General features: G+C 41.2%; 23 protein-coding genes. 21 read left to right on the forward strand and 2 right to left on the reverse strand.

What is annotated here, in order from left to right; all coding sequences use genetic code 11:
* Positions 1 to 15 precede the first annotated feature (15 nt).
* Genes lepB through pdxJ form a run of 5 tightly spaced genes read left to right on the forward strand, consistent with a single transcriptional unit; the run spans position 16 to position 4,019 of the window.
* Complete coding sequence (lepB, locus tag CWC16_RS14830) at positions 16 to 951, forward strand: signal peptidase I (protein ID WP_004586227.1); 936 nt, start codon at positions 16 to 18, stop codon at positions 949 to 951.
* Between the two features lie 2 nt (positions 952 to 953).
* On the forward strand, positions 954 to 1,631 hold the full coding sequence (gene rnc / locus CWC16_RS14835; protein ID WP_055017379.1) for a ribonuclease III: 678 nt from the start codon (positions 954 to 956) through the stop codon (positions 1,629 to 1,631).
* Complete coding sequence (gene era / locus CWC16_RS14840; protein WP_004586229.1) at positions 1,621 to 2,553, forward strand: GTPase Era; 933 nt, start codon at positions 1,621 to 1,623, stop codon at positions 2,551 to 2,553. The genes rnc and era overlap by 11 nt, the downstream gene beginning before the upstream one ends.
* Positions 2,554 to 2,573: 20 nt before the next feature.
* Positions 2,574 to 3,266, forward strand: a complete 693-nt coding sequence (gene recO, locus CWC16_RS14845) for a DNA repair protein RecO (protein WP_055019286.1) — start codon at positions 2,574 to 2,576, stop codon at positions 3,264 to 3,266.
* A 21-nt stretch (positions 3,267 to 3,287) separates the two neighbouring features.
* Entirely contained in the window at positions 3,288 to 4,019 is a 732-nt protein-coding gene (pdxJ, locus tag CWC16_RS14850) for a pyridoxine 5'-phosphate synthase (RefSeq protein ID WP_138542074.1), read from the forward strand.
* 107 nt (positions 4,020 to 4,126) lie between these two features.
* On the opposite strand, the gene barA is transcribed toward pdxJ, so the two are convergent.
* Entirely contained in the window at positions 4,127 to 6,901 is a 2,775-nt protein-coding gene (barA, locus tag CWC16_RS14855; RefSeq protein ID WP_138542075.1) for a two-component sensor histidine kinase BarA, read from the reverse strand.
* A 111-nt stretch (positions 6,902 to 7,012) separates the two neighbouring features.
* On the opposite strand from barA, the gene rlmD reads away from it, so the two are divergent.
* From rlmD to eno, 5 genes are all read left to right on the forward strand, one after another.
* Positions 7,013 to 8,338, forward strand: coding sequence for a 23S rRNA (uracil(1939)-C(5))-methyltransferase RlmD (rlmD, locus tag CWC16_RS14860; protein ID WP_138542076.1), 1,326 nt, complete (start codon positions 7,013 to 7,015; stop codon positions 8,336 to 8,338).
* 8 nt (positions 8,339 to 8,346) lie between these two features.
* On the forward strand, positions 8,347 to 10,503 hold the full coding sequence (relA, locus tag CWC16_RS14865; RefSeq protein WP_055015363.1) for a GTP diphosphokinase: 2,157 nt from the start codon (positions 8,347 to 8,349) through the stop codon (positions 10,501 to 10,503).
* A 1-nt stretch (position 10,504) separates the two neighbouring features.
* Positions 10,505 to 11,302: a nucleoside triphosphate pyrophosphohydrolase gene (gene mazG, locus CWC16_RS14870; protein WP_171037667.1), complete on the forward strand. Its 798-nt coding sequence runs from the start codon at positions 10,505 to 10,507 to the stop codon at positions 11,300 to 11,302.
* 177 nt (positions 11,303 to 11,479) lie between these two features.
* On the forward strand, positions 11,480 to 13,114 hold the full coding sequence (pyrG, locus tag CWC16_RS14875; protein ID WP_138542078.1) for a CTP synthase: 1,635 nt from the start codon (positions 11,480 to 11,482) through the stop codon (positions 13,112 to 13,114).
* Between the two features lie 113 nt (positions 13,115 to 13,227).
* Entirely contained in the window at positions 13,228 to 14,526 is a 1,299-nt protein-coding gene (gene eno / locus CWC16_RS14880) for a phosphopyruvate hydratase (protein WP_055015359.1), read from the forward strand.
* A 166-nt stretch (positions 14,527 to 14,692) separates the two neighbouring features.
* Here eno and mutH read toward each other — a convergent pair whose 3' ends face one another.
* Entirely contained in the window at positions 14,693 to 15,364 is a 672-nt protein-coding gene (mutH, locus tag CWC16_RS14885) for a DNA mismatch repair endonuclease MutH (protein ID WP_138542079.1), read from the reverse strand.
* 577 nt (positions 15,365 to 15,941) lie between these two features.
* Here mutH and rppH point away from each other — a divergent pair.
* From rppH to CWC16_RS14940, 11 genes are all read left to right on the forward strand, one after another.
* A complete protein-coding gene (gene rppH, locus CWC16_RS14890; RefSeq protein WP_004586239.1) occupies positions 15,942 to 16,460 on the forward strand; it encodes an RNA pyrophosphohydrolase in 519 nt (172 codons plus the stop codon).
* Positions 16,461 to 16,489: 29 nt separating this feature from the next.
* Positions 16,490 to 18,754, forward strand: a complete 2,265-nt coding sequence (gene ptsP / locus CWC16_RS14895; RefSeq protein WP_138542080.1) for a phosphoenolpyruvate--protein phosphotransferase — start codon at positions 16,490 to 16,492, stop codon at positions 18,752 to 18,754.
* A 72-nt stretch (positions 18,755 to 18,826) separates the two neighbouring features.
* Entirely contained in the window at positions 18,827 to 19,636 is an 810-nt protein-coding gene (locus tag CWC16_RS14900; protein WP_138542081.1) for a sulfite exporter TauE/SafE family protein, read from the forward strand.
* A 10-nt stretch (positions 19,637 to 19,646) separates the two neighbouring features.
* Positions 19,647 to 20,450 carry a prolipoprotein diacylglyceryl transferase gene (gene lgt / locus CWC16_RS14905; RefSeq protein ID WP_138542082.1) on the forward strand — a complete coding sequence of 268 codons (804 nt, stop codon included), beginning with the start codon at positions 19,647 to 19,649 and terminating at the stop codon, positions 20,448 to 20,450.
* A gap of 11 nt (positions 20,451 to 20,461) precedes the next feature.
* Entirely contained in the window at positions 20,462 to 21,313 is an 852-nt protein-coding gene (locus CWC16_RS14910; RefSeq protein ID WP_138542083.1) for a thymidylate synthase, read from the forward strand.
* Positions 21,314 to 21,332: 19 nt separating this feature from the next.
* Positions 21,333 to 22,211, forward strand: coding sequence for a UTP--glucose-1-phosphate uridylyltransferase GalU (gene galU / locus CWC16_RS14915; RefSeq protein WP_055016730.1), 879 nt, complete (start codon positions 21,333 to 21,335; stop codon positions 22,209 to 22,211).
* A 579-nt stretch (positions 22,212 to 22,790) separates the two neighbouring features.
* Positions 22,791 to 23,489 (forward strand): SPOR domain-containing protein, encoded by a 699-nt coding sequence (locus tag CWC16_RS14920; protein ID WP_138542084.1) that lies wholly within the window; start codon positions 22,791 to 22,793, stop codon positions 23,487 to 23,489.
* 87 nt (positions 23,490 to 23,576) lie between these two features.
* Complete coding sequence (locus CWC16_RS14925) at positions 23,577 to 24,116, forward strand: SPOR domain-containing protein (protein WP_138542085.1); 540 nt, start codon at positions 23,577 to 23,579, stop codon at positions 24,114 to 24,116.
* A gap of 72 nt (positions 24,117 to 24,188) precedes the next feature.
* Positions 24,189 to 24,782, forward strand: coding sequence for a FlgO family outer membrane protein (locus CWC16_RS14930; protein ID WP_138542086.1), 594 nt, complete (start codon positions 24,189 to 24,191; stop codon positions 24,780 to 24,782).
* Positions 24,783 to 24,795: 13 nt separating this feature from the next.
* A complete protein-coding gene (locus CWC16_RS14935) occupies positions 24,796 to 25,488 on the forward strand; it encodes a FlgO family outer membrane protein (RefSeq protein WP_055017390.1) in 693 nt (230 codons plus the stop codon).
* Between the two features lie 8 nt (positions 25,489 to 25,496).
* Positions 25,497 to 26,174, forward strand: coding sequence for a FlgO family outer membrane protein (locus CWC16_RS14940; protein WP_138542087.1), 678 nt, complete (start codon positions 25,497 to 25,499; stop codon positions 26,172 to 26,174).
* Positions 26,175 to 26,240: the final 66 nt, after the last annotated feature.

Genomic DNA, 26,240 nt, shown 5'->3' on the forward strand with positions numbered 1-26,240 from the left:
AACAAAGGATTATAGATGGCTGGTTATTTCTCAGTTTTATTGGTGTTATTAACATTAGGCTCAGGTTTAATATGGTTAATTGACCACCTAATGTATGCGCCAAAAAGGCAAGAGCGATTAGCGCTTGCTCAAACATCTGCCGGTGGCCAGCTTGATGAAGAAACAGCGGCGTTAATTGCACCTGAGCCGGCTATTACAGAAACTGCAAAATCGATTTTTCCGATGATTGCAGCTATTACTATTTTTAGGTCGTTTATTTTTGAGCCTTTTCAAATACCATCAGGTTCAATGATGCCAACCCTATTGGTGGGCGACTTTATTTTAGTGCAAAAGTACTCATACGGGATTAAAGACCCGGTATGGCGAAGCCAGCTTGTAGATGTAGGCGAGCCTGAACGTGGCGATATTGTTGTTTTTAAATACCCATTAGATGAGCGAGTAGATTATATAAAACGTGCTATTGGTTTACCGGGCGATAAGATTGTTTATCGTGATAAACGTTTGTATATTCAACCTAATTGTAAAGAAGGTGAGACCCAGCAGGGTGACCTACTTTGTAATGAGTTTAATAAAATTGATTTTAAATTAATTAACGATAATGAGTTTAAACAAGGCCAAATGTCGCTTGCGCGTGTAAATGAAGATTTAACGACACTCAAGCATGACATTTTAATCAACCCACGCGCACCTGAACGTAAAGGGCGTTACTATCAGCAACCAGGTACTCCTTCTGATGAATGGACCGTACCCGCTGATCATTATTTTATGATGGGTGATAACCGCGACAACAGCCAAGATAGTCGCTTTTGGGGCTTTGTACCAAAAGAAAACTTGGTGGGTAAAGCTGTCTTTATATGGATGAGTTTTGAATTTGAGAATGGCCCAGATGATGTTTTACCAGGATGGGTTCCAACTGGTGTTCGTTTTGAACGCCTAGGTAATATTCAGTAACAATGAAAAAAAATGTAACAGAATTATATAAACGAATTGGCTACGAATTTGCTGATCAAGGTTTACTTGAGCAAGCAATGACACACCGCAGTCATAAAGGTCAACACAACGAACGTTTAGAGTTTTTAGGCGATTCAATTTTGAGCTTTGTTATTGCCAATGCTTTGTACGACAAATTTCCAAAAGCGCGTGAAGGTGATTTAAGCCGTATGCGCTCTACGCTTGTGCGTGGCCAAACATTGGCTGAATTTGGTCTCGAGTTTGGTTTAGGCGATTATTTACGCTTAGGGCCTGGCGAGCTTAAAAGCGGTGGTTTTCGTCGTGAATCAACCTTGGCTGATGCCGTAGAAGCTATTATTGGTGCTGTATTTTTAGACTCTAATATAGAGCGTTGTGGTGAGCTGATTTTAGCGTGGTACGAATCTCGACTTGATGCTATTTCACCAGGGCTTAATCAAAAAGATCCTAAGACCCTGCTGCAAGAGTATCTACAAGCCCGTAAGTTATCTTTACCGGGCTATACTGTTGTTGATACTAAAGGCCAAGCGCACAATCAAACGTTCACGGTTGAATGTATAGTTGAAGGTATGGATAGCATTATTTCTGTTGGTAGCTCGCGCCGTAAAGCCGAACAAAAAGCTGCTGAAAAAGCATTGAAGATACTAAAAAATGAATCTTGATACCTTAATACAGCCTCATGAAGGTGACATTGATACGTTTTGTGGCATGGTTGCCATTGTTGGCCGCCCTAATGTAGGTAAATCAACATTGCTTAATGAAATCATTGAGCAAAAAGTAAGTATAACCTCGCGCAAGCCACAAACAACGCGCCATCGTATTATGGGTATTCATACTGAAGGGCAGCATCAAGCTGTTTATATTGATACGCCGGGCTTACACGTTGAAGAAAAACGCGCTATTAACCGCTTAATGAACCGTGCTGCTTCGAGCTCAATTGGTGATGTAGAGCTAATTATTTTTGTTGTTGAGGGCACTCACTGGAATGCCGATGACGAAATGGTGCTTAATAAAGTATCGCAAAGTGGTAAGCCTGTTTTACTTGTTATTAATAAAATAGACCAAGTTAAAGACCGCGACTTAGTATTACCGCATATGAAAATGCTTGGCGATAAATTTGATTTTGTGGGCATTATGCCGGTGTCGGCAACGCAAGGTAAAAACGTTGACTTAATTAAAGCCGAAGTGACTAAACGCTTACCACCGTGCGAGTTTTACTTTCCTGATGACTATGTAACTGACCGCTCAATGCGCTTTATGGCAGCAGAAGTGATTCGTGAAAAGCTCATGCGCTTTATGGGTGAAGAGCTGCCGTATTCTGTTACTGTAGAAATTGAGCAGTTTAAATGGCAAGAAAACGGTGTGTGGCATATCAACGGGTTAATTCTTGTTGAGCGTGAAACCCAAAAGCGAATGGTTATAGGTAACAAAGGCGAAAAGCTTAAAGTGATAGGCCGTGAAGCCCGTAAAGACCTAGAAGAAATGCTCGATAACAAAGTGTTTTTAGAGCTTTGGGTTAAAGTTAAATCGGGTTGGGCAGATGATGAACGTGCCTTAAGAAGTTTAGGCTATGGCGAAGATTAACCTGCATTTAGCCAACTAATATGGATAGCGACTTCTACACAGCGTACCTATTACATCGGCGTCCTTATAGCGACTCCCAAGTAATGCTTGATATGCTGGTAGAAGGCGTCGGCCAACTTAGAATGCTGGCGCGAATTAGTGGTCGCCAGGCCACTAAACACAAAGCACAATTACAGCCTTTTCAGGCACTGCTTGTTCACTACAGTGGCAAGTACGATTTAAAATACATTAATAAATTTGAGCTCCATGGCAATCCTTTATATTTAACAAAGGATAAGCTTTACTGTGGCTTTTATTTAAATGAGCTGACTAACCGCATTGTGCCGGTAAACGAGCCACTTGAACACGTGTTCGAGCTTTATAAAACTCATCTAGAGAACTTAAATAGCGATGTTGATTTACAGTCGGTGCTGCGCTCATACGAGTTTCAGCTATTAGAGCTTTTAGGTTATGGTGTTGACTTTAGCTTTGATGCCAGTGGTGAGCCAATTGATGAAAAGCAAACGTATAGTTATTTCCCTGAGCTGGGTTTTTTGGTGCAACAAGATACGCGCTCTGGGTTTAGCGGTTCGCAGCTTAAAGCGATTGCCAATCATGATTTTAGCCAAAGCGATGTACTTTATATGGCAAAACAATTAAGCCGTTATTTACTAAAACCTTTACTGGGTAATAAACCATTAAAAAGCCGTGAATTATTTATGGCCTCTCAATAAACATATTTTACAGGTAACAAAATGAAAGACATTCTTTTAGGCGTAAACGTTGATCATATTGCAACGCTTCGCCAAGCGCGTGGTACATCATACCCAGACCCAGCACATGCGGCCAGTGTGGCAGAGCACGCCGGTGCAGATGGTATTACTATTCACTTGCGTGAAGACCGCCGCCATATTCAAGACCGTGATGTATACGTAATGGCTAAAACGATTCAAACGCGTATGAATCTTGAAACCGCAGTTACCGATGAAATGATTAACATTGCCCTAGAAGTAAAGCCAGAATACGTATGTTTAGTGCCTGAAAAACGTGAAGAGCTAACGACCGAAGGCGGCTTAGATGTGGCCGCTAATGTAGATAAAATTAAAGCAGCCACTAAAACATTGACTGATGCGGGTATTAAAGTGTCATTATTTATTGATGCTGATAAAGCACAGTTAGATGCTGCTAAAGCGTGTGGCGCACCGTATGTAGAAATTCACACCGGTGCCTATGCAGATGCCACTAATGATGAAGAGTTACATAAAGAGCTTGAGCACATACGAGAGGGTGTAAAATACGCAGCGAGCTTAGGCTTAATTGTAAATGCAGGCCATGGTCTTCATTATCATAATGTAAAGCCGATTGCTGCAATGCCTGAGATTTATGAGCTTAACATTGGTCACGCTATTATTGCGCGTGCAGCTATTGATGGCCTTGAAAAAGCAGTACGCGACATGAAACGCCTAATGATAGAGGCAAGGTTATAAATTTAACCCTATGGTGACAGCATTTAATAGCAATACTTAACTAAGTAAAGTCGTAATATTAAAACCTATTAAAAGCGCATTTACTGCGCTTTTTTATTATGTGTTTTTTAGCGTTGATGCTCAGTAACACGTGCATCTGCCATGAGATTTTCCAGCTCATCCTGCAGCTCAAATAATTCAGGCTCAACGTTATCGAGCACACAGTCACTTTTAAGTGAGGTTTCTATGGTTTCTGCCAGAGATTTAAGCTTAGGCACCCCGGTATAACAGCACGCGCCATGGAACTTATGAATAACACTTAATACTGTTTGGCAATCGTTTTGCTCAATAGCCTCGTTAAGCTGCGAGAGCGTCTCTGGCACACTATGTAACAGCATATTAAGCATTTCCATCGCCAGCTCACCTTTGCCGCCAGCGCGCTGTAGCGCAAGCGACCAATCTAAGCAGTTACTTTCAAATGGAGCTGGGCTTTGTGGCGTTACACTTTTAATTTTGTCGCGGGTTACAGGCGATTGCGGACTATGATCGCAAATAATTTGGCTGAGCATATCTTCATCAATAGGCTTAGTTAAATAGCCTTTAAAGCCATCTTTTAATAGCTGCTCTTTTTCACTGTGCAGTGCATGCGCGGTTACCGCAATAATAGGCGTGTCTTCGTTTAAAGACGACTCCTTAATCAGTTTACAGGCGGTAATGCCATCCATTATCGGCATTTGTATATCCATAAAAATAACATCGTACTTGTGGCTTTTACTTAAGCTGTAGGCTTGAGAGCCATTGTAGGCCGTGTCTATAAATTCAACTTGTTCTTTTAACAAGGTGCAAATAAGCTTTAAGTTTGCATCGTTGTCATCTACCACCAGTACTTTTAATGGCAATAAGGTTTGATCGCTTGGCTCAATATTTAAGGTTGGGTGATCAAGTCGATAAGGTGCAGCGAGTACTTCACATAATTTACGATGATTAAGCGGCTTGCTTAAACAGGCATCGGCGCCGCTGCCAATAAATGCCTCGCGCATATTATGTGATACCGTATTGAGCATAAGGTATAAATAATCGCACGACTCGCGAACCATATTCACATAGCCTTTAAGGCGCTGCATATCATCTACCGATGCCATATCACCAATAATACAAATATCGTATTTAAACATTTTATGCTTGATAGCATCTAAAAACGCAGCCTCATTAAAGCAGGCCGTTACAACCGCCTCCCACTCGTTTAATACAGAAAGCACTGAGTGATGCGTATGCTCGTGTGGCTCTAAGTATAATATGCGTTTACCAATAAGAGACTTAGAAGGTAGGTCGTTACTGAAGGTATGATCAGGCAACCTAAACACACCATTAAAGGTAAAACAGGTGCCGCTTCCAGGAGCTGAATTTAGCGTTATTCGGCCATTCATAGCCTCAACAATGTGTTTAGTAATGATTAAGCCTAAACCTGTGCCGCCAAACTTTCGGGTAATGGATGAATCAGCCTGGCCAAATGCGGTAAATAGTGCATCTTGTTTGTCCATTGGTATACCCACACCAGTGTCGGTTACTGAGACTAAGATAGAGGCACGGTCTTCATCTAATAAACGGTAGCTAATATCAACTTTTATTGAGCCTTTTTCGGTAAACTTAATGGCATTACTTAACAAATTAATAAGGACTTGTTTAAGGCGTGTTGGATCACCCGTTAAATCATCAGGTACCTGCGGGTTAATATATATAGATAGCTCAAGTTGTTTTTCATGCGCCGAAGGCGCTAATAATGTCATCACTTCGTTTACGCTATCGCGCAGTTGAAACTGGATGGATTCAAGCTCCATGGCGCCCGCTTCAAGCTTAGAAAAATCTAAAATATCGCTAATAATCGTCAATAAACTGTTGGCAGAAAGCTCTATGGTATCGAGGTAGTCTTTTTGATGTTTATTTAAAGGTGTTTTATACAACTGCCGCGTAAAGCCAATAACCCCATTAAGCGGGGTGCGTAGCTCGTGACTCATTTTGGCTAAAAAATCTGACTTAACGCGGTTCGCATCTTGCGCCTCTTTTTTGGCCATGGTTAGCTGAATATTTGAAGTTTCGTATTGCTCTAGGGTTTCGCGGTAATCACTGGTGGCCTGATCAATATTTTTCTGCATTTCGTCTTTTTGCATAACCATAGTGTGGGCAATGGTATTAAGCCCTTCACGCAACAGTTCAAATTCTCCCATCATGGTGTCGTTTAAACCTGTGTCTCTTTTACCCTCTACTAACTTATCGGTAGCAAGTACCAACTTATTAAGTGGGTTCATGAACATCCGGCTAAGCTTAAGGGCTAAAATAGAAGCCAATACTATTGAAAATAAAATAACAATGCCGCTAATTAACACCGCTCGTTGCTGGCCTATAATGGCTTGGTCTTTATTTAGTTGCAAAATAACGGTGCCAAGCGGGGTTTGAAAATCATTAATATCCCATTTTGATACCGGCGCGGAGTGATTAAAAATAGGGGTGTAGAAGGTGATTAATTCTTCAGTCTTATTAATTTTCGTTGTATTGAGGTTTTCAATTTGCGCTTTTTGGGTCAGTTCATCAAACGAGCGATGGTAGTTACTGGTCATAATAAGCTGATTGTTAGTATCAAAAATAGCAATCGACTTAATGGTAGGAGAATGCTTATTGTGCGTGTAACTAATAAGACGATTGAGCAGCTTTTTATTTTTTTCAAGTAAGGGCTGCTCTAATGCAATTGCTAGGGGCTCAGATATTGAGCTGCCTTGTTGATATAAAATTTCATCAAGCTCAATGTAACGATTTATTGTAAAATAGCCGCCAAGTAACAAACCAATGATCACTGTGGGGATCAAGGTTAAGGTTAAAACAGAATCACGTAAGCCTAATTTGGTCATAATGGAAGCGTTATTATCATTATTAGTATGCACCGAGTATATACGGTTCATCGGCTATTCTCAAAGCATCTGATTTGCTTATACGTAATACAAAATTTAAGGTAATGCCGCATGGCGCAAATTTTTAAAGCAAAGAAAAAACCACTTAAACAGCAAACACTCACACTTAATATTACGGCCATGGATCATCAGGGGCGAGGTGTTGCCAAACACAATAATAAAGTGTGCTTTGTAAGCGGCGCTTTAACGAATGAGAAAGTAACGGCAAGCCTAATAGAAGATAAAGCTAAGTACAGTAGTGCTAAGTTGGTTAAGGTTATTAATTCAAGCGATGCACGCACGCAACCATTTTGCCCGCATTATAATCACTGTGGTGGTTGTCAGTTACAGCACCTAGAAATAAATCAGCAAGTGGTTGAAAAGCAAACTGCAGTGACGCAATTATTTAAAAAATTTGCCAAATTAAGCGAGTTAAATTGGCAAGCGCCTTTATTAAGTAAGCCCACTCATTACAGGCGCAGCGCCCGAATTGCTGTAATGTATGATAAAGCCGCTAAAAAAATGCGAGTTGGGTATCGTGCGCTTAGCTCTAAAAATGTGATTAGTATTGAGCAATGTGATGTGCTTAGTAAGGCATTTACTAACGTATTTAGTGTTTTTGAAACGCTTATTAATCAATATAAAGCGCTACACAGTATAAGTCATTTACAGTTATGCCAAAACGAAGCTGGGAACTTTATTGTTATTCGTCATACTAAAGCGATAGCAGATGAAGCCAAAAGCTGTGTACAAGAGGCGGCAAATGCACAGCAGTGGTTAATTACTTGGCAAGACAGCAGCGATGTTATAGAACAAGCTCACTTACCTACGCCTTATTATTTTTTAGAAAAATTTAATTTAAAGTTCGAGTTTGGCCTTGGTAATTTTATTCAAGTAAATGATGAAGTGAACCAAGCTATGTTAATGCAGTCGGTAAATTGGCTTAACTTGCAAGGAAACGAGCAGGTATTGGATTTATTTTGTGGTATTGGTAACTTTTCATTAGTGCTTGCTCAGCATGCTAAATCGGTTATTGGCGTAGAAGGGGTTGCATCGGCGGTTGCAATGGCGACACAAAATGCGCACACTAACTCTATTACTAATGCGCACTTTCATTGTTTTGATTTAACGCAAAAAATTGAAACAGCACAATGGTTTAATAAGGCGCTAGACGTATTAGTATTAGACCCTTCTCGTACCGGTGCTATGGCTGTTTTAGAGCAACTACCTTTAAAGCAGTTTAAAACCATTTTATACGTTTCTTGCGATCCTGTTACTTTAGCCCGTGACAGTGCAATTATTTCGCAAGCAGGTTTTGAAGTTACTAAAATTGGGCTAATGAATATGTTTCCGCATACAGGACACATAGAAACAATGGCGTTATTTCAACGGAGGTAAAGCGTTTTATGGTCGCTACACGTCAATCACATCAGCAGGACGACACAGGTGACTTTGCTACTAGCCTAAAACAGTTAGCGTTATCGCAAGATAAAATAACGCTACTAAACAAAGCGCAAGCATTGTGTGTTACATGTGACAACCAAGCACGGCAAAACACGGCTATCGAAATGGTCGAAATTTTAGCCGAGCTTAATTTAGATGCAGAATCTCTCGCAACTGCGTACCTTACGCATTATTACTTAAATGACTTAGTGGATCTTGAAACCGTAGAAGCACAACTTGGCAAAAATGTAGCCATGCTTCTAACGGGGGTTGCACAAATGGCGGCTATTAGTACTTTATCTCACCAAGGTAAAGGAACAATGCAGGTAGATAACATTCGTAAAATGTTACTTACTATGGTTGAAGATGTGCGCGCGGTTGTAATTAAACTTGCCGAGCAAGTGTGCCATTTACGTAATGTAAAAAATGGCGATGAAGAAGAGCGTGTTATTGCCGCTAAAGAAACCGCCGATATTTTTGCCCCGTTAGCAAACAGGTTAGGTATAGGGCAGCTTAAGTGGGAACTTGAAGATTTATCGTTTAGGTATTTACACCCCGACACTTATAAAAGCATTGCTAAGCAACTTGATGACAAACGCCTTGCCCGTGAAGCTTATATGGAAGATATGGTGGAGCAAGTTAAAGCGCGCCTAAGCGAAGCCGGTATTGAGGCGCAAGTGTATGGCCGCCCTAAGCACATTTACAGCATTTATAAAAAAATGCAGCAAAAAAACTACGAGTTTGATCAGCTGTTTGATATTCGGGCGATGCGCATAGTGGTTGAGCGGCTGCAAGATTGTTACGGCGCACTAGGTATTGTGCACACTAATTGGCGTCACCTAAATAAAGAGTTTGACGACTACGTTGCTACACCTAAACAAAACGGCTATCAGTCAATTCATACTGTGGTATTTGGCCCTGAAGGAAAAACCGTTGAAATACAAATACGTACCAGCGAAATGCATCAAGATGCTGAGCTAGGTGTAGCCGCGCACTGGATGTACAAAGAAGGTGCCTTACCAGGGCGTGGCTCAGGTTATGAGCAAAAAATTAGCTGGTTGCGCAAATTACTGCAATGGCAAGAAGAAGTGGTCGATGGAGGCGACTTAGCCGAAGAGCTTAAAAACCAAGTTGTAGAAGACCGCGTTTATATATTTACCCCAAGTGGCGACATTATTGATTTACCTGTTGGTGCTACACCGCTGGATTTTGCTTATTACATTCACTCAAATGTAGGGCATCGCTGCATAGGGGCGAAAGTATTTGGCAAAATAGTGCCGTTTACGCATCAGTTATCTACGGGCGATCAGGTCGAAATTCTCACGCAAAAGCAGCCAAATCCAAGCCGCGATTGGCTAAATCCATCGCTTGGTTATATTAAATCGTCGCGTGCGCGGGCTAAAATCCATCATTGGTTTAAACAGCTCGACCGCGATAAAAATTTAAGCGCCGGTAAAGAGATTCTTGATAACGAACTGCAAAAGCTAGATTTAACCTATAAAGATTTAGACCCCGCTATTAAGCGCTTTAACTTTAAAGAGTTAGATGACTTAATGGTTGCCATAGGCGCAGGCGATGTACGTTTAAATCAAATGCTCAACTTTGTAAGCGACCGTACCGAAGAAGAGCCCGTTATTCGTTTTAAAGCGCCTAGTAAAGTAACAGGCGATAAAAACGGTATTGTGGTGGACGGCGTTGGCAGCCTAATGAGCCACGTTGCAAAATGTTGTCGCCCAGTCCCTGGCGATAAAATAATTGGCTATATTACACAAGGCCGAGGCATAGGCGTGCACCGAGAAGATTGCGATGCATTTAACAACTTAAAAGAGCAGCACCCAGAGCGCGTTATATCGGTGAGTTGGTCAGATGAAATAAACGGCTCTTATGCGCTGAGTATAAAAATTGAAGCAAGCGATCGCTCAGGTTTAATCCGCGATATTAGCTCTGTACTGGCTAATGAAAAAGTAAATGTGATCAACATGAACGTTAATACCGTTGGGGCCGATCAGCTGGCAGTATTTACTATGCAAATAGAAGTGCATGACCTATCGGGCACAAACCGGGTATTATCTAAGTTGCATCAAATTGAAGGTGTACACAGTGCCAAACGAAACCAATAAAGTGGCTGATACCAACGCACTCGAGCAGCTTTTACATATAATGCAAACACTTCGCGATCCTGAGGTAGGGTGTCCTTGGGATTTAAAACAAGACTTTAAATCTATTGTGCCACATACATTAGAAGAAGCTTATGAAGTTGCAGATTGCATAGAGTCGGGTAATTTAAACGATCTTAAAAATGAGCTCGGTGACTTACTGTTTCAAATAGTGTTTTACGCCCAACTTGCCAAAGAGCAGGAACTATTTGATTTTAACGACGTGGTTAGTGAGCTAAATAGTAAACTTACCCGCCGTCACCCTCATGTTTTTAACACTAAGCAAGCGTTAACCGACGAGCAATTAGCAACGCAATGGCAAGCAATTAAAGCACAAGAGCGTGCAGCAAAAGTACAGCCGAGCAACGCCTCGCTTTGGCAAGATATACCCACTAATATGCCAAGCTTAGCTAAAGCTAAAAAAATTCAGCAGCGGGTCGCCGCACTTGGTTTTGACTGGCCTACTTATCATGGTGCACTTGATAAAGTAAGCGAGGAAGTACTTGAAGTAAAAGAAGCGCTTGAGCACGACCCTTTATCTGATCACACCGCAGAAGAAATAGGCGACTTATTATTTGCTACGGTCAATGTGGCTCGCCATGTTAAACGCGACCCGGAGCAGTTACTCAGACAAGCCAATGATAAGTTCTCGGGGCGCTTTGAAAAAGTGCAAGGTTATTTAATTGCAAAAGGAAAAAGTTTAGAGAGCGCAACGCTTGATGAAATGGAAAAAGCATGGGAAGCCATTAAAAAAGTGAAATGAGATGAGCTCAGCACAAACTAATGTTAATCAAAGAACATTTTTTGTGCGGGTAAACGCTATTTTTAGCTGGATTGCTCAACGCTGTTTTGGTATAATTTCGCCCCGTCTTGATGATATACCCAGAGTCTCTTTCTCGGGTGTTATATTCCTTTTAATTCCTGATATTCTAGGGTTCGCATGAGTACAAAATTTATCTTCGTTACTGGCGGGGTGGTTTCTTCGTTGGGTAAAGGTATTGCAGCAGCGTCATTGGCAGCTATTTTAGAGGCCCGCGGTTTAGATGTTACCATTTTAAAGCTGGATCCTTACATAAACGTTGACCCAGGCACAATGAGCCCAATTCAACACGGTGAAGTATACGTTACAGAAGACGGCGCCGAAACGGATCTTGATTTAGGTCACTACGAGCGTTTTATTCGCACCAAAATGACCAGCCGCAACAACTTCACACAAGGGCGTGTATACGAAGACGTGTTACGCCGTGAGCGCCGTGGTGAATACTTAGGTGCAACCATTCAGGTTATTCCACACATCACAAACGACATCAAGCAACGTGTATACGACGGTGCTGAAGGTCATGACATTGCGATTGTAGAAATTGGTGGCACAGTAGGCGATATTGAATCACAACCGTTTATTGAAGCAATTCGTCAGTTAGGTACTGAAATTGGCCGCGAACGTGCGCTATTTATTCACCTAACGCTAGTGCCATTCTTAGGCCCTGCAGGCGAAGTTAAAACAAAGCCAACACAGCACTCAGTTAAAGAGTTACGCTCTGTAGGTATTCAGCCTGATATTCTTATTTGTCGCTCAGACCGTAAATTGCCTAACAACGAACGTGCAAAAATTGCATTGTTCACAAACGTTGAAGAAAAAGCGGTTATTTCGCTGCCAGACGTAGACAGCATTTACAAAATTCCTGCGTTATTAAAGTCACAAGAGCTAGATAACTTTGTGTGTCGTCGTTTCCACCTTGACGCACCAGAAGCTGATTTAGTTGAATGGGAACAGGTACTTTATCAAGAGTCTAACCCAACGGGCGAAGTAACGATTGGTATGGTTGGTAAGTACATTGAACTACCAGATGCATACAAATCAGTTAACGAAGCACTAAAACATGCAGGTCTTAAGAACCGTTTAACTATTAATATTGAATACGTTGACTCGCAAGACTTAGAAAGCAAAGGGGTTGAATTGCTTTCTCATCTAGATGCTATTTTAGTACCAGGTGGTTTTGGCGGCCGTGGTGTTGAAGGTAAAATTTTAGCGGCTAAGTATGCCCGTGAAAACAAAATACCTTACCTAGGCATTTGTTTAGGTATGCAAGTAGCCCTTATTGAATACGCACGTAACGTTGCTGGTTTAACCGATGCTAACTCAACTGAGTTTAATATTAACTCAAAAGCACCTGTTGTGGGCTTAATTACAGAGTGGCTAGATGCTGAAGGTAATATTGAAGTACGTGATGAAAAATCTGACTTAGGTGGCACAATGCGTCTAGGCGCACAAAAATGTCATTTAACGCCGGGTTCTAAGGTGCATGAAGTGTACGGCAATACAGAAATTGTTGAACGCCACCGTCATCGCTACGAAGTAAACAACAACTTTGTAGAGCAATTAGAGCAAGCTGGCTTAAGCTTTACTGGTTTATCAGAAGATAAAAAACTTGTCGAAATAATCGAAAACAAAGATCACCCATGGTTTATTGCTGCGCAATTCCACCCGGAATTTACGTCAACACCACGCGATGGTCATCCGTTATTTGAAGGGTTTGTAGCAGCCGCTCATACTCATCAAAAAACGTCTTCGTAATTAAAAAAAGCCGTGCATATTGCACGGCTTTTTTGTCTAAAGGGCTGACTAAAAGATATAAAACGTAGTAAAGTTAGCTGAACTCACCATTTTGGGAATATAGAGGAATCAAGATGTCAGAAATCGTAAAAGTAATTGGTCGCGAAATTATGGACTCGCGTGGTAACCCGACTGTTGAAGCTGATGTATATTTAGCTGATGGTTCTTGGGGCCGAGCTGCCGCTCCTTCAGGTGCATCAACAGGTACTCGCGAAGCGCTAGAGCTACGTGATGGTGACAAAGCCCGTTACTTAGGTAAAGGTGTATTAAACGCAGTTGGTTTTATTAACAACGAAATTGCGGATGCGCTAAAAGGCCAAAATGCATTAGAGCAAAGTGCTGTAGATAAAGTAATGCTAGATTTAGATGGCACCGAAAATAAAGAAAAACTAGGTGCAAATGCTATCTTAGCAGTGTCACTAGCGACTGCAAAAGCCGCTGCACAATTTAAAAAAGTTGAGCTTTACGAGCACATCGCAGACTTAAACGGTACACCAGGTGTTTACTCAATGCCGCTGCCTATGATGAACATCATCAACGGTGGTGAGCACGCAGATAACTCTGTAGATATTCAAGAGTTTATGATCCAACCTGTTGGCGCTGCAAACTTCCGCGAAGGCCTACGTATGGGCGCTGAAGTATTCCACAGCCTTGCTAAAGTATTAAAAGCAGACGGTCATTCTACAGCGGTAGGTGATGAAGGTGGTTTTGCACCAAACCTTGAGTCAAACGAAGCCGCTCTTGCTGCTATTAAAACTGCTGTTGCAAACGCAGGTTATGAGCTAGGTAAAGACATTACGCTTGCTATGGACTGTGCTGCATCAGAGTTTTACGACAAAGAAGCAAACATTTACGACCTTAAAGGTGAAGGTAAAAAATTCACTTCAGAAGAATTTAACTACTTCTTAAAAGAGCTAACTGAGCAATACCCAATTGTGTCTATTGAAGATGGCTTAGATGAGTCTGATTGGGATGGCTTTGCACACCAAACTAAGCTACTGGGTGATAAAATCCAGCTAGTAGGTGATGATTTATTCGTAACGAACACTAAGATTTTAAAACGTGGTATCGACAACGGTATTGCTAACTCAATCCTAATCAAATTTAACCAAATTGGTTCACTAACTGAAACGTTAGCAGCAATCAAAATGGCTAAAGATGCAGGCTTTACTGTTGTTATTTCTCACCGCTCTGGCGAAACAGAAGATGCAACAATTGCTGATTTAGCGGTAGGTACTGCTGCAGGTCAAATTAAAACGGGTTCACTGAGTCGTTCTGACCGTGTTGCAAAATACAACCAACTTCTTCGCATTGAAGAAGCGCTAGGTTCAAAAGCACCTTACAACGGTCTTAAAGAAGTTAAAGGCCAGTAATTCTGTTTTATATAGAATCTAATTCTTAATTTTAGATGATAAAATCCTCGCTCAGGCGGGGATTTTTTATGCCAGTTACTTTTCTAATAGGAGACCTGAGTGAACCTTCTAAGGTGCCTATTTAGTAAAAACGAGCACACCTGAAGCGTTTAATAATTACGTGTAATTAAAGCTGAAACTGCTGCTTTAAAATCTCACCTGTAAAACTGGTTTTTAAATAAAAACCACGCGGTAGGGTTTTTATAATTTGACCATTTGGCCCAATAGCATCAGTAACCACTTTGCTGTTTGCCGCCTTAGGCCTTATTTGAATCGCATCCCCTAAATGACCTGATATTTCATCTACTCGTCCGAGTGCGATTAACTCCATTTGTTCTTCCCAGTCACGCTGTAATAAGGCATCTTGCTCAGGTGTTGGTTGCCACAAAAAGCCGCTACCTATCGTTCTGTCAAATGGGGCTATATCTCGCTCACTTAGTATGGGTAACCATAAAACATGATTTAGCTTTTTACGCACAGCGCTTGTATGCCATGTCATACCGGTGACGTTTATTAAAGGTGTTACCGATACAAACGTAGTCTCTAGTGGCTTGCCTTTGTAAGAAATGGGGAGTGTTTTTAGCTCTATCCCTAAATCTTCAAAGTCGGGGAGGGGTTTGGAGGCTGCAGTAGCGCCTAACACGTATTCAATAAGTTGCCCAGTCCAGCCTTTTTCGCGCAATAGGTCGTCAGGGGTTTTAAAACGGTATTGCGATGCCAATTGGCCTAAAGTTAATCCGGCAATAGCGTTTACGCGTTGCATTAAGTCATTAATTGAATGGGGTCTAGTTGGTCGCATGCTATTGGTTTACCTTGAATAATTAACAGCACCATGATAGCAAAAGCCTACTTAGGTGGATATCTCTGCTTTTGGTTGTTTTTTATACGTGTTGTGTTTGGCGTAATTTTGCTCACGCCAAAAAGTCACAATTTAACTGTAAGTGACTGACCAGCTTTAATATTTTTGCTTAACTCATTCAGTTTTAATTAAGTTGGCAAATTCTATATGGGATAAATACAACAATATAAACATGTTTATCCACAGAATCTGTGGAGAAAGCAAGTTTTTAGATCTTCTATTGTGGACTTGTTTGCAAAATAGCCGTGTTTATTAAAAGTTATTCACAAGCTGTGAGTAAATAGTACAAAACTTATTAATCAAGGCATAGCTTAGTTTTTTTTGCTAAAAGTTACATGATTTAGGGGTTATTTTAGCCCTAGACTCATCAGGTGCTAATTTATAGTTAAGTTGTTATGCACAGTGTAAATAGTAAACTTGTGACTAGGGCGTGATGACTTTGGGGATAATAGTGTTTGCCGAATTGCAGCTAATGTGGAACAATCATTAAAAATCGACTTACAAATGAGGCACTAAGGTGATTGATGCCGAAGGTTTTCGTGCCAATGTCGGAATTGTAATTTGCAATAATCAGGGGCAAGTTTTTTGGGCTAGACGTTACGGTCAACATTCTTGGCAATTTCCCCAAGGTGGTGTTGATGACGGAGAAACACCCGAACAAACCATGTACCGTGAATTACACGAAGAAGTAGGTTTGCGACCAGAAGATGTAGAAATAGTCGCAAGCTCAAAACATTGGTTACGCTATAAATTACCCAAACGATTAATTCGCCGCGACTCTAGTCCGGTGTGTATTGGGCAAAAACAAAAATGGTTTTTATTAAAACTGCGTTGCAAAGATGAAGATGTAAATTTGCTTAAAACTCATCATCCCGAATTTGATGATTGGCGCTGGGTAAGCTATTGGTATCCAGTGAGGCAAGTGGTGTCGTTTAAGCGCGATGTATACAGACGGGTGATGAAAGAGTTTGCACCGTTTGCAATGCCTTTTAATAAAAGAGAACATCATAAAGAGCAGTGGCGACACAAAAGGTAGTAGTATAATTATAAAATAAGGAGCAGGTAATGCTGGCAACACTAAGAACTATTGCTGAGTCTGTGTCGCAACAAGCGAACTTAGACAGTGCCCTAGTGTGCTTTGTGAAAATGGTGAAAGAAGCCATGAAAACCCAGTGCTGCTCTATTTATTTTGCCGACTACAGTCAAGATAACTTTGTACTTATGGCAACCGAAGGCCTAAACCCTGATGCCGTAGGTAAGTTTAGAATTGGTTTTACCGAAGGGCTTGTTGGTTTAGTTGCTCAGCGTGAAGAGCCTATTAATATTGCTTTTGCAAAATCTCACCCGCGTTTTAAGCTCTCCCCCGAAGTAAACGAAGAAGGTTACAATGCCTTTTTGTCTGTACCTGTGGTGCATCAAAAAAAGGTATTGGGCGTTATTGTTGTGCAACAAAAAATGGCGCGGGTTTTTAGCCAAGACGAAGAGTCGTTTTTAATTACGCTTTCGGCGCAGCTAGCCTCGCAACTTGCGCATGCTGAAATAAAAGAGCTTTTACGCCAAGACGAATCATCACATCAAACCTCAGTGCTAAAAGGGGTGTCGAGTGCGCCGGGCATAGGAATTGGCCAAGCCTTTGTGGTGCTCCCCAAGCTTGATTTTAAATCTATAGAGCTTAAAAAAGACTCTGATAGTGCTGAGCAGAAACGTTTATTTACACAAGCCGTTGCCGCTACCCGCAAAGAATTTAATACCCTGTCTATGACTTTGAGTGACTCAATACCCCGTGAAGCACTCGCGGTATTTGATGTATACCAACAATTACTTGATGCCAAAAGTTTAGGCCACAACGTTGAGGTACAGTTACAAGAGGGCTGGTGTGCAAAAAGCGCCTTAAAAATTGTTATTGAGCGGCTTATTTCACAGTTTAATGCCATGCAAGACCCTTACATTAAAGAGCGGGCCGTTGATGTAAAAGACATTGGACTAAGAGTATTACACCACCTTGTAAACACTGAGCACGCAGTAAAAGATTATCCGCCGAATACTATATTAATTGCGAATACTTTAACGCCCGCCATGTTAGCTGAAGTACCCAACGGGCATTTAGCAGGTGTAGTGAGTGTAAATGGCTCAGCCAATAGCCATGCCTCTATATTGACCCGCGCTATGGGAATACCAGCTATTTGGGGTATCGAAGATTTACCCTTATTGCAATTTGATGGTAAACCAATGATTTTAGATGCCTTTTCTGGGCGTTTATATATTTCTCCTTCGCAAGTGTTACTCGATGAATACGCACAGTTAAAGCACCAAGATAAATTACTCAATAACCGCTTTTTAGCAGAACAAAGTGCACAGTCGGTTACCTTAGATGGTGAGCAAATCAATTTAATGCTCAATGCAGGGCTTGAGCTTAATACCGAACAAAGTAGTACACATATTTGCGATGGGGTAGGGCTTTATCGTACCGAAGCATGGTTTATGCAAAAGGGGCAATTTCCTTCACAGGCCGAGCAAGAAAACTGGTATAGGGAGGTACTAAAAAGTTATCACCCAGCGCCAGTGGTTATGCGAACGCTCGACATTGGTGGCGACAAAGTTTTAGATTACTTTAATATCACCGAAGAAAATCCCTTTTTAGGTTGGCGGGGTATACGCATAAGCCTTGACCATCCAGAACTGTTTTTAGATCAACTCAAAGCCATGTTAAAAGCAAATATGGGCTTAGGTAATTTAAAAATAATGCTACCAATGATCAGTGGCTCAGAAGAAGTAGACGAAGCGCTCGCGTTATTTGAACAAGTTTATTTTGAATTAAGCGAAAAGTGCCTAAATCAAAAGTTAGAACGCCCCGAGGTAGGAATAATGCTTGAGGTGCCATCAAGTATATTTATGCTTGATGAGTGGGCTAAGAAGGTCGACTTTTGCTCAGTAGGCAGTAACGATTTAACGCAATACTTACTTGCTGTAGATAGAGCAAATGCGAGGGTGGCTCAGTTATTTAACCCATATCACCCCGGTGTGTTAAGGGTATTAAATAAAGTGGCTAATGAATGCAGCAAACACAGCTTACCTTTTAGTTTATGTGGCGAGCTGGGCGGCGAGCCAGAGGGCGCAATTTTACTTATTGCCATGGGCTATAGGCATTTAAGTATGAACATGTCGTCATTGACTAAAGTAAAGTGGATTTTAAGACGCTTAAACATTAACGATATGCAGCAGTTACTTGCAGAGTGCCTAATGCAGTCGAACGCTAAACAGGTACTGCGTCTAACGCGCAATTTTATGATTGAGCACCAATTAGGCGATCTATTCTACACCGCTAAATAATGCAGCGCTTAAAGATGCTATTAACGTAATAATCCTTTAATATATGCGCACGAAAAGGTATTTGAGAACACTATGTATGACTTAGCTTTACTCGTGGTCAGTTGTGCGCTACTTGGCTGTGTAGTTGGCTTTTTAGCAGGGCTATTAGGGATAGGCGGCGGTTTAATTATTGTGCCTGTTTTAAGTAGTTTATTGCTGATGTTTAATGTTACTTCACCTGATCACGTTTTGGTTATTTCTATTGCAACATCGCTTGCCTCTATTTTATTCACGTCTACTTCTTCAGTATTGGCTCATCATAAAAATGATAATGTACCGTGGCAAATTGCGCCTTGGGTAATGTCGGGTGTAGGCTTAGGCGCTTTAATAAGTGGCTTTGCCGCCAGTTTAATACCAGAACAAGCGTTACGCAGCGTGTTTGCTGTGAGTGTTGTGTTTATTGCAGGCAGAATGGTATTGGCATCACGCAGTAAATCGCTTAATGAAAAACCATTACCAAAAGGGCCTATTTTAGGGAGCATTTCTGCCCTTATGGGGGCGCTTTCTGGTTTAATAGGTATTGGCGGCGGCGCGCTTATTGCCCCTATGCTTAACTACTTTTCGGTTGATATAAAAAAAGCGATAGGGTGCGCATCAGCATGCGGCATTGTTATCGCGTTATTTGGCTCTATTGGTTATATAAGCGCAGGTTGGAACGTAACTGATTTAGCCCATGGGTTCGCAGGGTTTGTATACTTACCTGCATTATTTGGTATTGTAATAACATCGTGGTTTGTGGCGCCCTTAGGGGCTAAAGCAACTCATTATTTACCTGTTACTATAATAAAGAAAATTTTCGCGGTGTTGCTTGTGCTCATCGCACTTAAAATGGTTTTTAGCTAAAGGTTTATTTATGGCACTTGAGTTTCCTCAAATCGATCCAATAATTTTTTCTGTTGGACCGCTAAGCGTACGTTGGTACGGTTTAATGTATTTAATTGGTTTTGCGTTTGCAATGTGGTTTGCTAATCGTCAAGCCGAAAAACCAAATTCTGGTTGGACTAAAGAGCAAGTAAGTGACTTGCTTTTTTACGGCATGCTTGGGGTTATTTTAGGTGGCAGAATTGGCTATGTATTGTTTTATCAGTTTAGCTACTTTTTAGAAAATCCATTCTATTTATTTAGAATTGACCAAGGCGGAATGTCCTTCCACGGCGGAACTTTAGGGGTTATTACCGCTATTATTCTATTTGCAAAAACCCGTAAAAAATCATTGTTTGCAGTGGGTGACTTTGTAGTGCCGCTTGTACCAGTGGGTTTATTAGCAGGGCGTATTGGTAACTTTATAAATGGCGAATTATGGGGCCGCGTAAGCGATGTGCCATGGGCCATGGTATTTCCAACGGGTGGGCCGCTTGCGCGTCACCCATCGCAGTTATACGAAGCCTTTTTTGAAGGGTTAGTCCTGTTTTTAATTTTATTATGGTTTATTAAAAAGCCTCGCCCTGCAGGCAGTGTAGCCGGTGTATTTTTATTAGGGTATGGCGTATTTAGATTTTGTATTGAATATTTCCGCCAACCTGATGCGCAGCTTGGCCTATTTGCCGACTTTATCTCAATGGGGCAAATACTCTCGTTGCCTATGATTATTGGTGGCCTTGGGCTATTAATTTGGGCATATAAAAAACCGCAACCTGTAACAGCAGCAAAGGCATAGTAAAACATAACATGAAACAATATTTGAATTTATGTCAGCGCATTGTTGACGAAGGTGTATGGGTAGAAAACAAACGCACAGGCACGCGCTGCCTAACTGTTATTAATGCCGACTTAGAATACGATGTAGGTAATAATAAATTTCCTATGATCACCACGCGTAAAAGTTATTACAAAGCCGCTATAGCAGAGCTTTTAGGTTACTTACGCGGGTACGATAGCGCAGCGCAATTTCGCGATATAGGTTGTAAAACCTGGGATGCAAACGCAAACGATAATAACGCATGGCTTAATAACCCTAACCGTAAAGGTGAAGACGATATGGGCCGCGTCTACGGCGTGCAAGGCCGCGGATGGCAACGACCGGATGGCTCAACGCTCGATCAGCTTGCTAAAGTAGTAAATAACTTAAAGAACGGGATTGATGACAGAGGTGAAATAATTACCTTTTATAATCCTGGTGAGTTTGAGCTTGGTTGTTTGCGCCCATGTATGCACACACATACGTTTTCGCTGCTTGGTGACACGCTGTTTTTAACATCATATCAGCGCAGTTGCGATGTGCCGCTAGGCCTTAATTTTAATCAAATTCAGTGTTTTGTATTACTGGCCTTGGTTGCACAAATTACCGGCCATAAAGCAGGCAAGGCGTATCATAAAATTGCTAATGCGCATATTTACGAAAACCAGTTACCGTTAATGCGCGATGTACAGTTAAAACGTGAGCCGTTTGATTCACCGCAATTAAATATTAACCCAAACATAAAATCACTAGAAGATATAGAAACATGGGTAACACGAGACGATTTTGAAGTAGTAGGCTATCAATGCCACGAACCAATCCAATATCCGTTTTCAGTATAATAAGATTAAGGAGAACAAGATGAAAGCAGTGATCCCAGTAGCAGGTCTTGGAACGCGTATGTTACCTGCCACAAAAGCCATCCCTAAAGAGATGCTTCCAGTGGTAGACCGTCCGCTTATTCAATATGTAGTAAATGAAGCGGTAGCCGCAGGCGTTAAAGAAATTGTACTTGTAACGCACTCAAGTAAAAACTCTATCGAAAATCATTTTGATACCAGCTTTGAGCTAGAAGCCACGCTTGAAAAACGCGTAAAGCGGCAATTACTTGCCGAAGTACAGGCAATTTGCCCTAAAGATGTGACCATTATTCACGTACGTCAAGGTGAAGCCAAAGGCTTAGGCCATGCAATTAACTGTGCAGCGCCAATTATTGGCAACGAACCCTTTGTGGTTATTTTGCCTGATGTAATTGTTGATGATGTAGAGAGCGACCTTAAAAAAGACAACCTAGCAGAGATGATCGCCCGTTTTGAACAAACTAAGCACAGCCAAATTATGGTTGAGCCAGTACCCATGGACGAAGTAGACAAATTCGGTGTTGTTGATTTAGGTGACATAGAGCTTCACCAAGGCGAAAGCTCGCCAATTATTAACATGGTAGAAAAACCACCAGTAGATGAAGCGCCTTCAAACCTATCGGTAGTAGGGCGTTATGTATTAAGCGAAAAAATTTGGCCACTGCTTGCTAAAACGCCGCAAGGGGCTGGTAACGAAATTCAACTTACAGACGCAATTGCCATGCTAATGGAGCAAGAAAAAGTAGACGCTTACGCAATGAAAGGCCGTAGCCACGATTGTGGCAGCAAAATAGGCTACTTAAAAGCAACGATAGAGTTTGCCCTGCGCCGCGACGAGTTTGCAGATGATTTAAAAACATTTATTAAATCGTTAATTTAGGTTTTATTAAATCACCGACCAAGGCGCCTTTAGGCGCCTTTTTTTATAAAAAAAACACTAATGCTAAGCTTTTAAATAGTGCTTTTACAATTTTGCATACTAGCTAATCTGTACGCTAGATAATTAATCTATTTTGAGCCGCTATTTATAGCGTTAACTACGTTGTATTTACTTGCAATAGGCCCCTTATTGAGGCGTAATTTCGCCTTGTTTTCACAAAAAATTTCTGGCTAGATAGAGTAAATTTAAATATCAGCCTAATTAATCTCTTAAGTCGAGCTCAGGTTAATTAAACATGCTAGTTGTAAAAATGGTCTACGCTTATTTATGTTCTGAATTTGACTTGCGTTATATAGCTACATAACGTAATTTATATTGTAAAGTTTATGTTAATTGGCATTAAAGTTGTATTAAAAGCCAAACTCACGGAAGGGACACGTTAGTTATTACCTATGTAGGTCAATTAGCGTGCAGGAGCAAAAATCGCTCATTGTTTAAATTGCTAAGTTAAACGCTTTCTTGTGAGAATGTTTAACTGAAATGTAAGTGCACAGGCACTGCTTTCAGGATAACGGGTACATGCTTAAATTAAAAAAATATTATAAACACTTTTTTGTATGCCTTTTTACGCTTACGTTTGGCTCTGCGTGCTCTATTACGCCTACAGCTAAACCTGCTATTGATAATGAAATACCTAACACCGCGCCCGATTACGTATCGATAACGGCACTGGAGCTGGCCCAATTAAAAGATGCCGCCATGCAATGGCAACAAGCACGCGCCGGTATAGAGCGCATTTTAAAGCTTGAAAAAGAAATTACTTACCTCGTTAATCATATAGATATAATAAACTCTAAGGCGATTGCACAATCTAATGCAAGCCCTGCCTACAGCAGCCGCTATACTCGTACGCCTTCGCGTATAGTCAGTAACAAGCCACGTCGCCAGCAAAGGTATAAAGCCGCTAACAATAATCAAAAGCAAACTATAAAGCTTAATACACCTAAACATGTATTTGCATTACAAGTTGCCTCGGTCGACTCTAAGCAAGATGTAGCGAAGGCTTGGCAAGAGCTGAACACTAAAGCAGCACCACTATTTAGGGATAAAATATTAACCAACGTAGAAACCGCAAAAATAAATGATAAAACCTTTTATCGCTTAAAGCTTGGCTCTTATAAAAACCTTAAAAATGCCAAAGCCGACTGTGAAGTATTTAAAATGTATAAGCTTGACTGCATTGTAAGTAACTATACCGACAAGCCAATTAAACTTTAAAGCTGATAGCTCGATAAGCCCTGACTTGCTAAGCGTTGATTGGCTGTTAAAATAGCGCCCACTCTTACCCAAATTAACAACATACTTATGCTGCACTACAAGGACTTTTTAGCTACATTAGTTTTAGGCTCTGCATTAGCAAACAGTGCTCACGCACTAGCGACAGATCAAAAGCAGGCGGTGTTTATTAAAAAGGATGATTTAGCTGTACTAAAAGAGTCTGCGCAGCAGTGGCAACAAACCCAGCCTCAATTAGAAAGACTGTTAAAGCTAGAAAGTGAATTACAGCGCACAGTCGATAAATTAAAACAACTAAATACGCAGCCAGAGCTAGAGCAAACCCAGCAAACTAATCACTTAGCTGTTGTAAATCCAAATGCGCTGTTTGCAGTTCAAGTAGGGGCTTATAAAAATAAAGCGGTACTTGAAGCGGCTGTAAAACAATATCAATCGGTGCCCAATATGCTTGAAGTTAATACCGAACAAGTACTCATTGAGCAGCACACATTTTATAGGTTAAAGCTTGGTGCGTTTAAAACAAAAAACGCAGCTGAAGATGCCTGTAAGTCATTAACAAACAACAATACTTGCTTTGTAACCTATTATGTCAAAACGCCTCAAAGTTAATAAAAACGCCTTAAAGTTAATTAGGCATAATAATTGCTTTATCCTCGATATGTTTTAAAGAGGACGGCAACTATGCGCCTTTTACTGCCTTTAGTATTGTTAAATTTAACTGCTTGCAATTTGGTTCCGCCCCCAGAGCCGAGTGTGCCCACTGACGCGCCAAAAGCAGCAATGGCACCCTATACTGTAAACGAGTATGTAGCCAATCTAACCTCGCAGCTTAATCATATAAATGGCGCTTTAAATGCCAATGCGCGTATTGGTGTGAGTAGCTTTTTTTATGCCGATGCTTTAGATACTAAGCTAGTAGCAGGGCAGGCCTCGGGTTTGAGTTTACAAATTCAAGAAAGCTTACTAACGCAATTTACCCAGCTTGGCTATCATACTGTTGAGTACCGCCTTGGCAATAACCTTATATTAGCGCAAAACGCAGACAGCATATTAAGCCGCGATTTAAGTAAATTACGCAATCGCCAAAATATTGACTTAGTCATCACCGGCACTGTAACGCGCCAGCAGCATGCTTATATAGTTAATGCACGACTCGTTAATATTGAAAATAAGCAAGTCCTGTCGGCAGGCAGCACAGAGATCCCTATAAATGTAATGTGGGGAAGTGAAAAAATTCAGCAGCGCGACGGCTCTTTGTACCGCAACGAATATTAATCAGGAGCACACCATGAGAAACCTATTAATTACCCTATGTTTGCCATTAGGCTTTGGCTGTTCGCAAATGCTAAATTCGCTACATTCAGAGCCGGAGCAAGTTGAGCAAGATAATGCAGCCCAGCTTGTTTCAGAGCAACGTGCGGTAAAAGCACCTGTAGCAAATGACGCGTTATTTCAGTCTAACTTAAACAAGCAAAGTAACTACACCAAAAGTGCCCCTGCAAAACGCAAAAATATAAACCATTATGTGCGCGGGATAATGCAAGACATGGTCGAAAACCTGCAATACGTAAACGACAAAACGCCACTTGCCGTTTCTAGCTTTGTGTTTTTAGATGATGATTACAGTGATGGAAGCCTGTTAGGTAACCAAATAGCCGAAAGCTTTATGCACGAACTGCATAGTTTTGGAGTACCGGTTATCGATTTTAAAACCACCGATTATATGCGAGTAACCCCCGCAGGCGACTTTGTATTTAGCCGCGACTACCTAGAGCTAAACCAAGATCAAAACTTTAATTACGTATTAGCAGGAACACTTGTGAGCCACCAAGGCGGCGTACTGGTAAATGCACGAATAGTGGGCATTAAAAGTAAAGCGGTAGTGGGCAGTGCGCAAGGCTTTATCCCTCAATCAGTGGTTGATGCGCTAAACAGTAGCTATCGCACCGACGGAATTATGCTTAAACAAGCCAGCGAGTGAGGTTGACCATGTTTTACAAACTATTTGCTATAGCGGGGCTAACTACAGCGTTAGCATTAACTGGCTGTTCAATAACGCAAAATAATGAGCACAACGAAAACATTAACACACGCTCAGATTACACCGTGGTAACGCAAAGTAGCCAACCAAAGCCTATGTATGCCAACCAATCTGTGCAGCAGCAAAGTGAGTACGACACAGCGAAGCAGTTTACACCGCTTAAACACCACAAAACGCTGGCAAACTATGTAGAGCAAATGGCACTTGATTTAGTCGATACGCTTGAAGCCGAAGCGCCCGATAACAACAGCATCAACATAGCGGTTACCACCATTGTCGATTTAGACGCATCGCTTAATAAAAGTAATCAGTTGGGTAATCAATTAGCAGAGACGTTTATTCATCAGCTGCAAAAATTTGGCTACGGCGTGGTCGATTTTAAAACCATGGACAACATTGATGTATCAAACAGAGGCGACTTTGTGTTATCTCGCGATATAGAAAAGCTAAGCGAAAGCAGCATGGCTAACTATGTATTAGCAGGTACGTTAATTTACCGCCCAAATGGTGTAGCAGTAAACACTCGCGTTATAAATGTTCACAGCAAACATATTGTAGCAAGCAGCCGCAAACTCATACCACTGTACGTGTTAAACAAAGAAGATATATATTTATCAAGCAATTAAGTTAATTTTAGCTTGATATGAAAAACAAGAAGCCGTTATAATTTTTGTAAGCTGTAAGCTGTAAGC

Source organism: Pseudoalteromonas sp. S3776 (assembly GCF_005886915.1).
GTDB lineage: Bacteria > Pseudomonadota > Gammaproteobacteria > Enterobacterales > Alteromonadaceae > Pseudoalteromonas.

Coding starts and splice junctions, on each gene's coding strand:
- lepB (WP_004586227.1), top strand. CDS start 16: ATGGCTGGTTATTTCTCAGTTTTATTGGTGTTATTAACATTAGGCTCA.
- rnc (WP_055017379.1), top strand. CDS start 954: ATGAAAAAAAATGTAACAGAATTATATAAACGAATTGGCTACGAATTT.
- era (WP_004586229.1), top strand. CDS start 1,621: ATGAATCTTGATACCTTAATACAGCCTCATGAAGGTGACATTGATACG.
- recO (WP_055019286.1), top strand. CDS start 2,574: ATGGATAGCGACTTCTACACAGCGTACCTATTACATCGGCGTCCTTAT.
- pdxJ (WP_138542074.1), top strand. CDS start 3,288: ATGAAAGACATTCTTTTAGGCGTAAACGTTGATCATATTGCAACGCTT.
- barA (WP_138542075.1), bottom strand. CDS start 6,901: ATGACCAAATTAGGCTTACGTGATTCTGTTTTAACCTTAACCTTGATC.
- rlmD (WP_138542076.1), top strand. CDS start 7,013: ATGGCGCAAATTTTTAAAGCAAAGAAAAAACCACTTAAACAGCAAACA.
- relA (WP_055015363.1), top strand. CDS start 8,347: ATGGTCGCTACACGTCAATCACATCAGCAGGACGACACAGGTGACTTT.
- pyrG (WP_138542078.1), top strand. CDS start 11,480: ATGAGTACAAAATTTATCTTCGTTACTGGCGGGGTGGTTTCTTCGTTG.
- eno (WP_055015359.1), top strand. CDS start 13,228: ATGTCAGAAATCGTAAAAGTAATTGGTCGCGAAATTATGGACTCGCGT.
- mutH (WP_138542079.1), bottom strand. CDS start 15,364: ATGCGACCAACTAGACCCCATTCAATTAATGACTTAATGCAACGCGTA.
- ptsP (WP_138542080.1), top strand. CDS start 16,490: ATGCTGGCAACACTAAGAACTATTGCTGAGTCTGTGTCGCAACAAGCG.
- CWC16_RS14900 (WP_138542081.1), top strand. CDS start 18,827: ATGTATGACTTAGCTTTACTCGTGGTCAGTTGTGCGCTACTTGGCTGT.
- lgt (WP_138542082.1), top strand. CDS start 19,647: ATGGCACTTGAGTTTCCTCAAATCGATCCAATAATTTTTTCTGTTGGA.
- CWC16_RS14910 (WP_138542083.1), top strand. CDS start 20,462: ATGAAACAATATTTGAATTTATGTCAGCGCATTGTTGACGAAGGTGTA.
- galU (WP_055016730.1), top strand. CDS start 21,333: ATGAAAGCAGTGATCCCAGTAGCAGGTCTTGGAACGCGTATGTTACCT.
- CWC16_RS14920 (WP_138542084.1), top strand. CDS start 22,791: ATGCTTAAATTAAAAAAATATTATAAACACTTTTTTGTATGCCTTTTT.
- CWC16_RS14925 (WP_138542085.1), top strand. CDS start 23,577: ATGCTGCACTACAAGGACTTTTTAGCTACATTAGTTTTAGGCTCTGCA.
- CWC16_RS14930 (WP_138542086.1), top strand. CDS start 24,189: ATGCGCCTTTTACTGCCTTTAGTATTGTTAAATTTAACTGCTTGCAAT.
- CWC16_RS14935 (WP_055017390.1), top strand. CDS start 24,796: ATGAGAAACCTATTAATTACCCTATGTTTGCCATTAGGCTTTGGCTGT.
- CWC16_RS14940 (WP_138542087.1), top strand. CDS start 25,497: ATGTTTTACAAACTATTTGCTATAGCGGGGCTAACTACAGCGTTAGCA.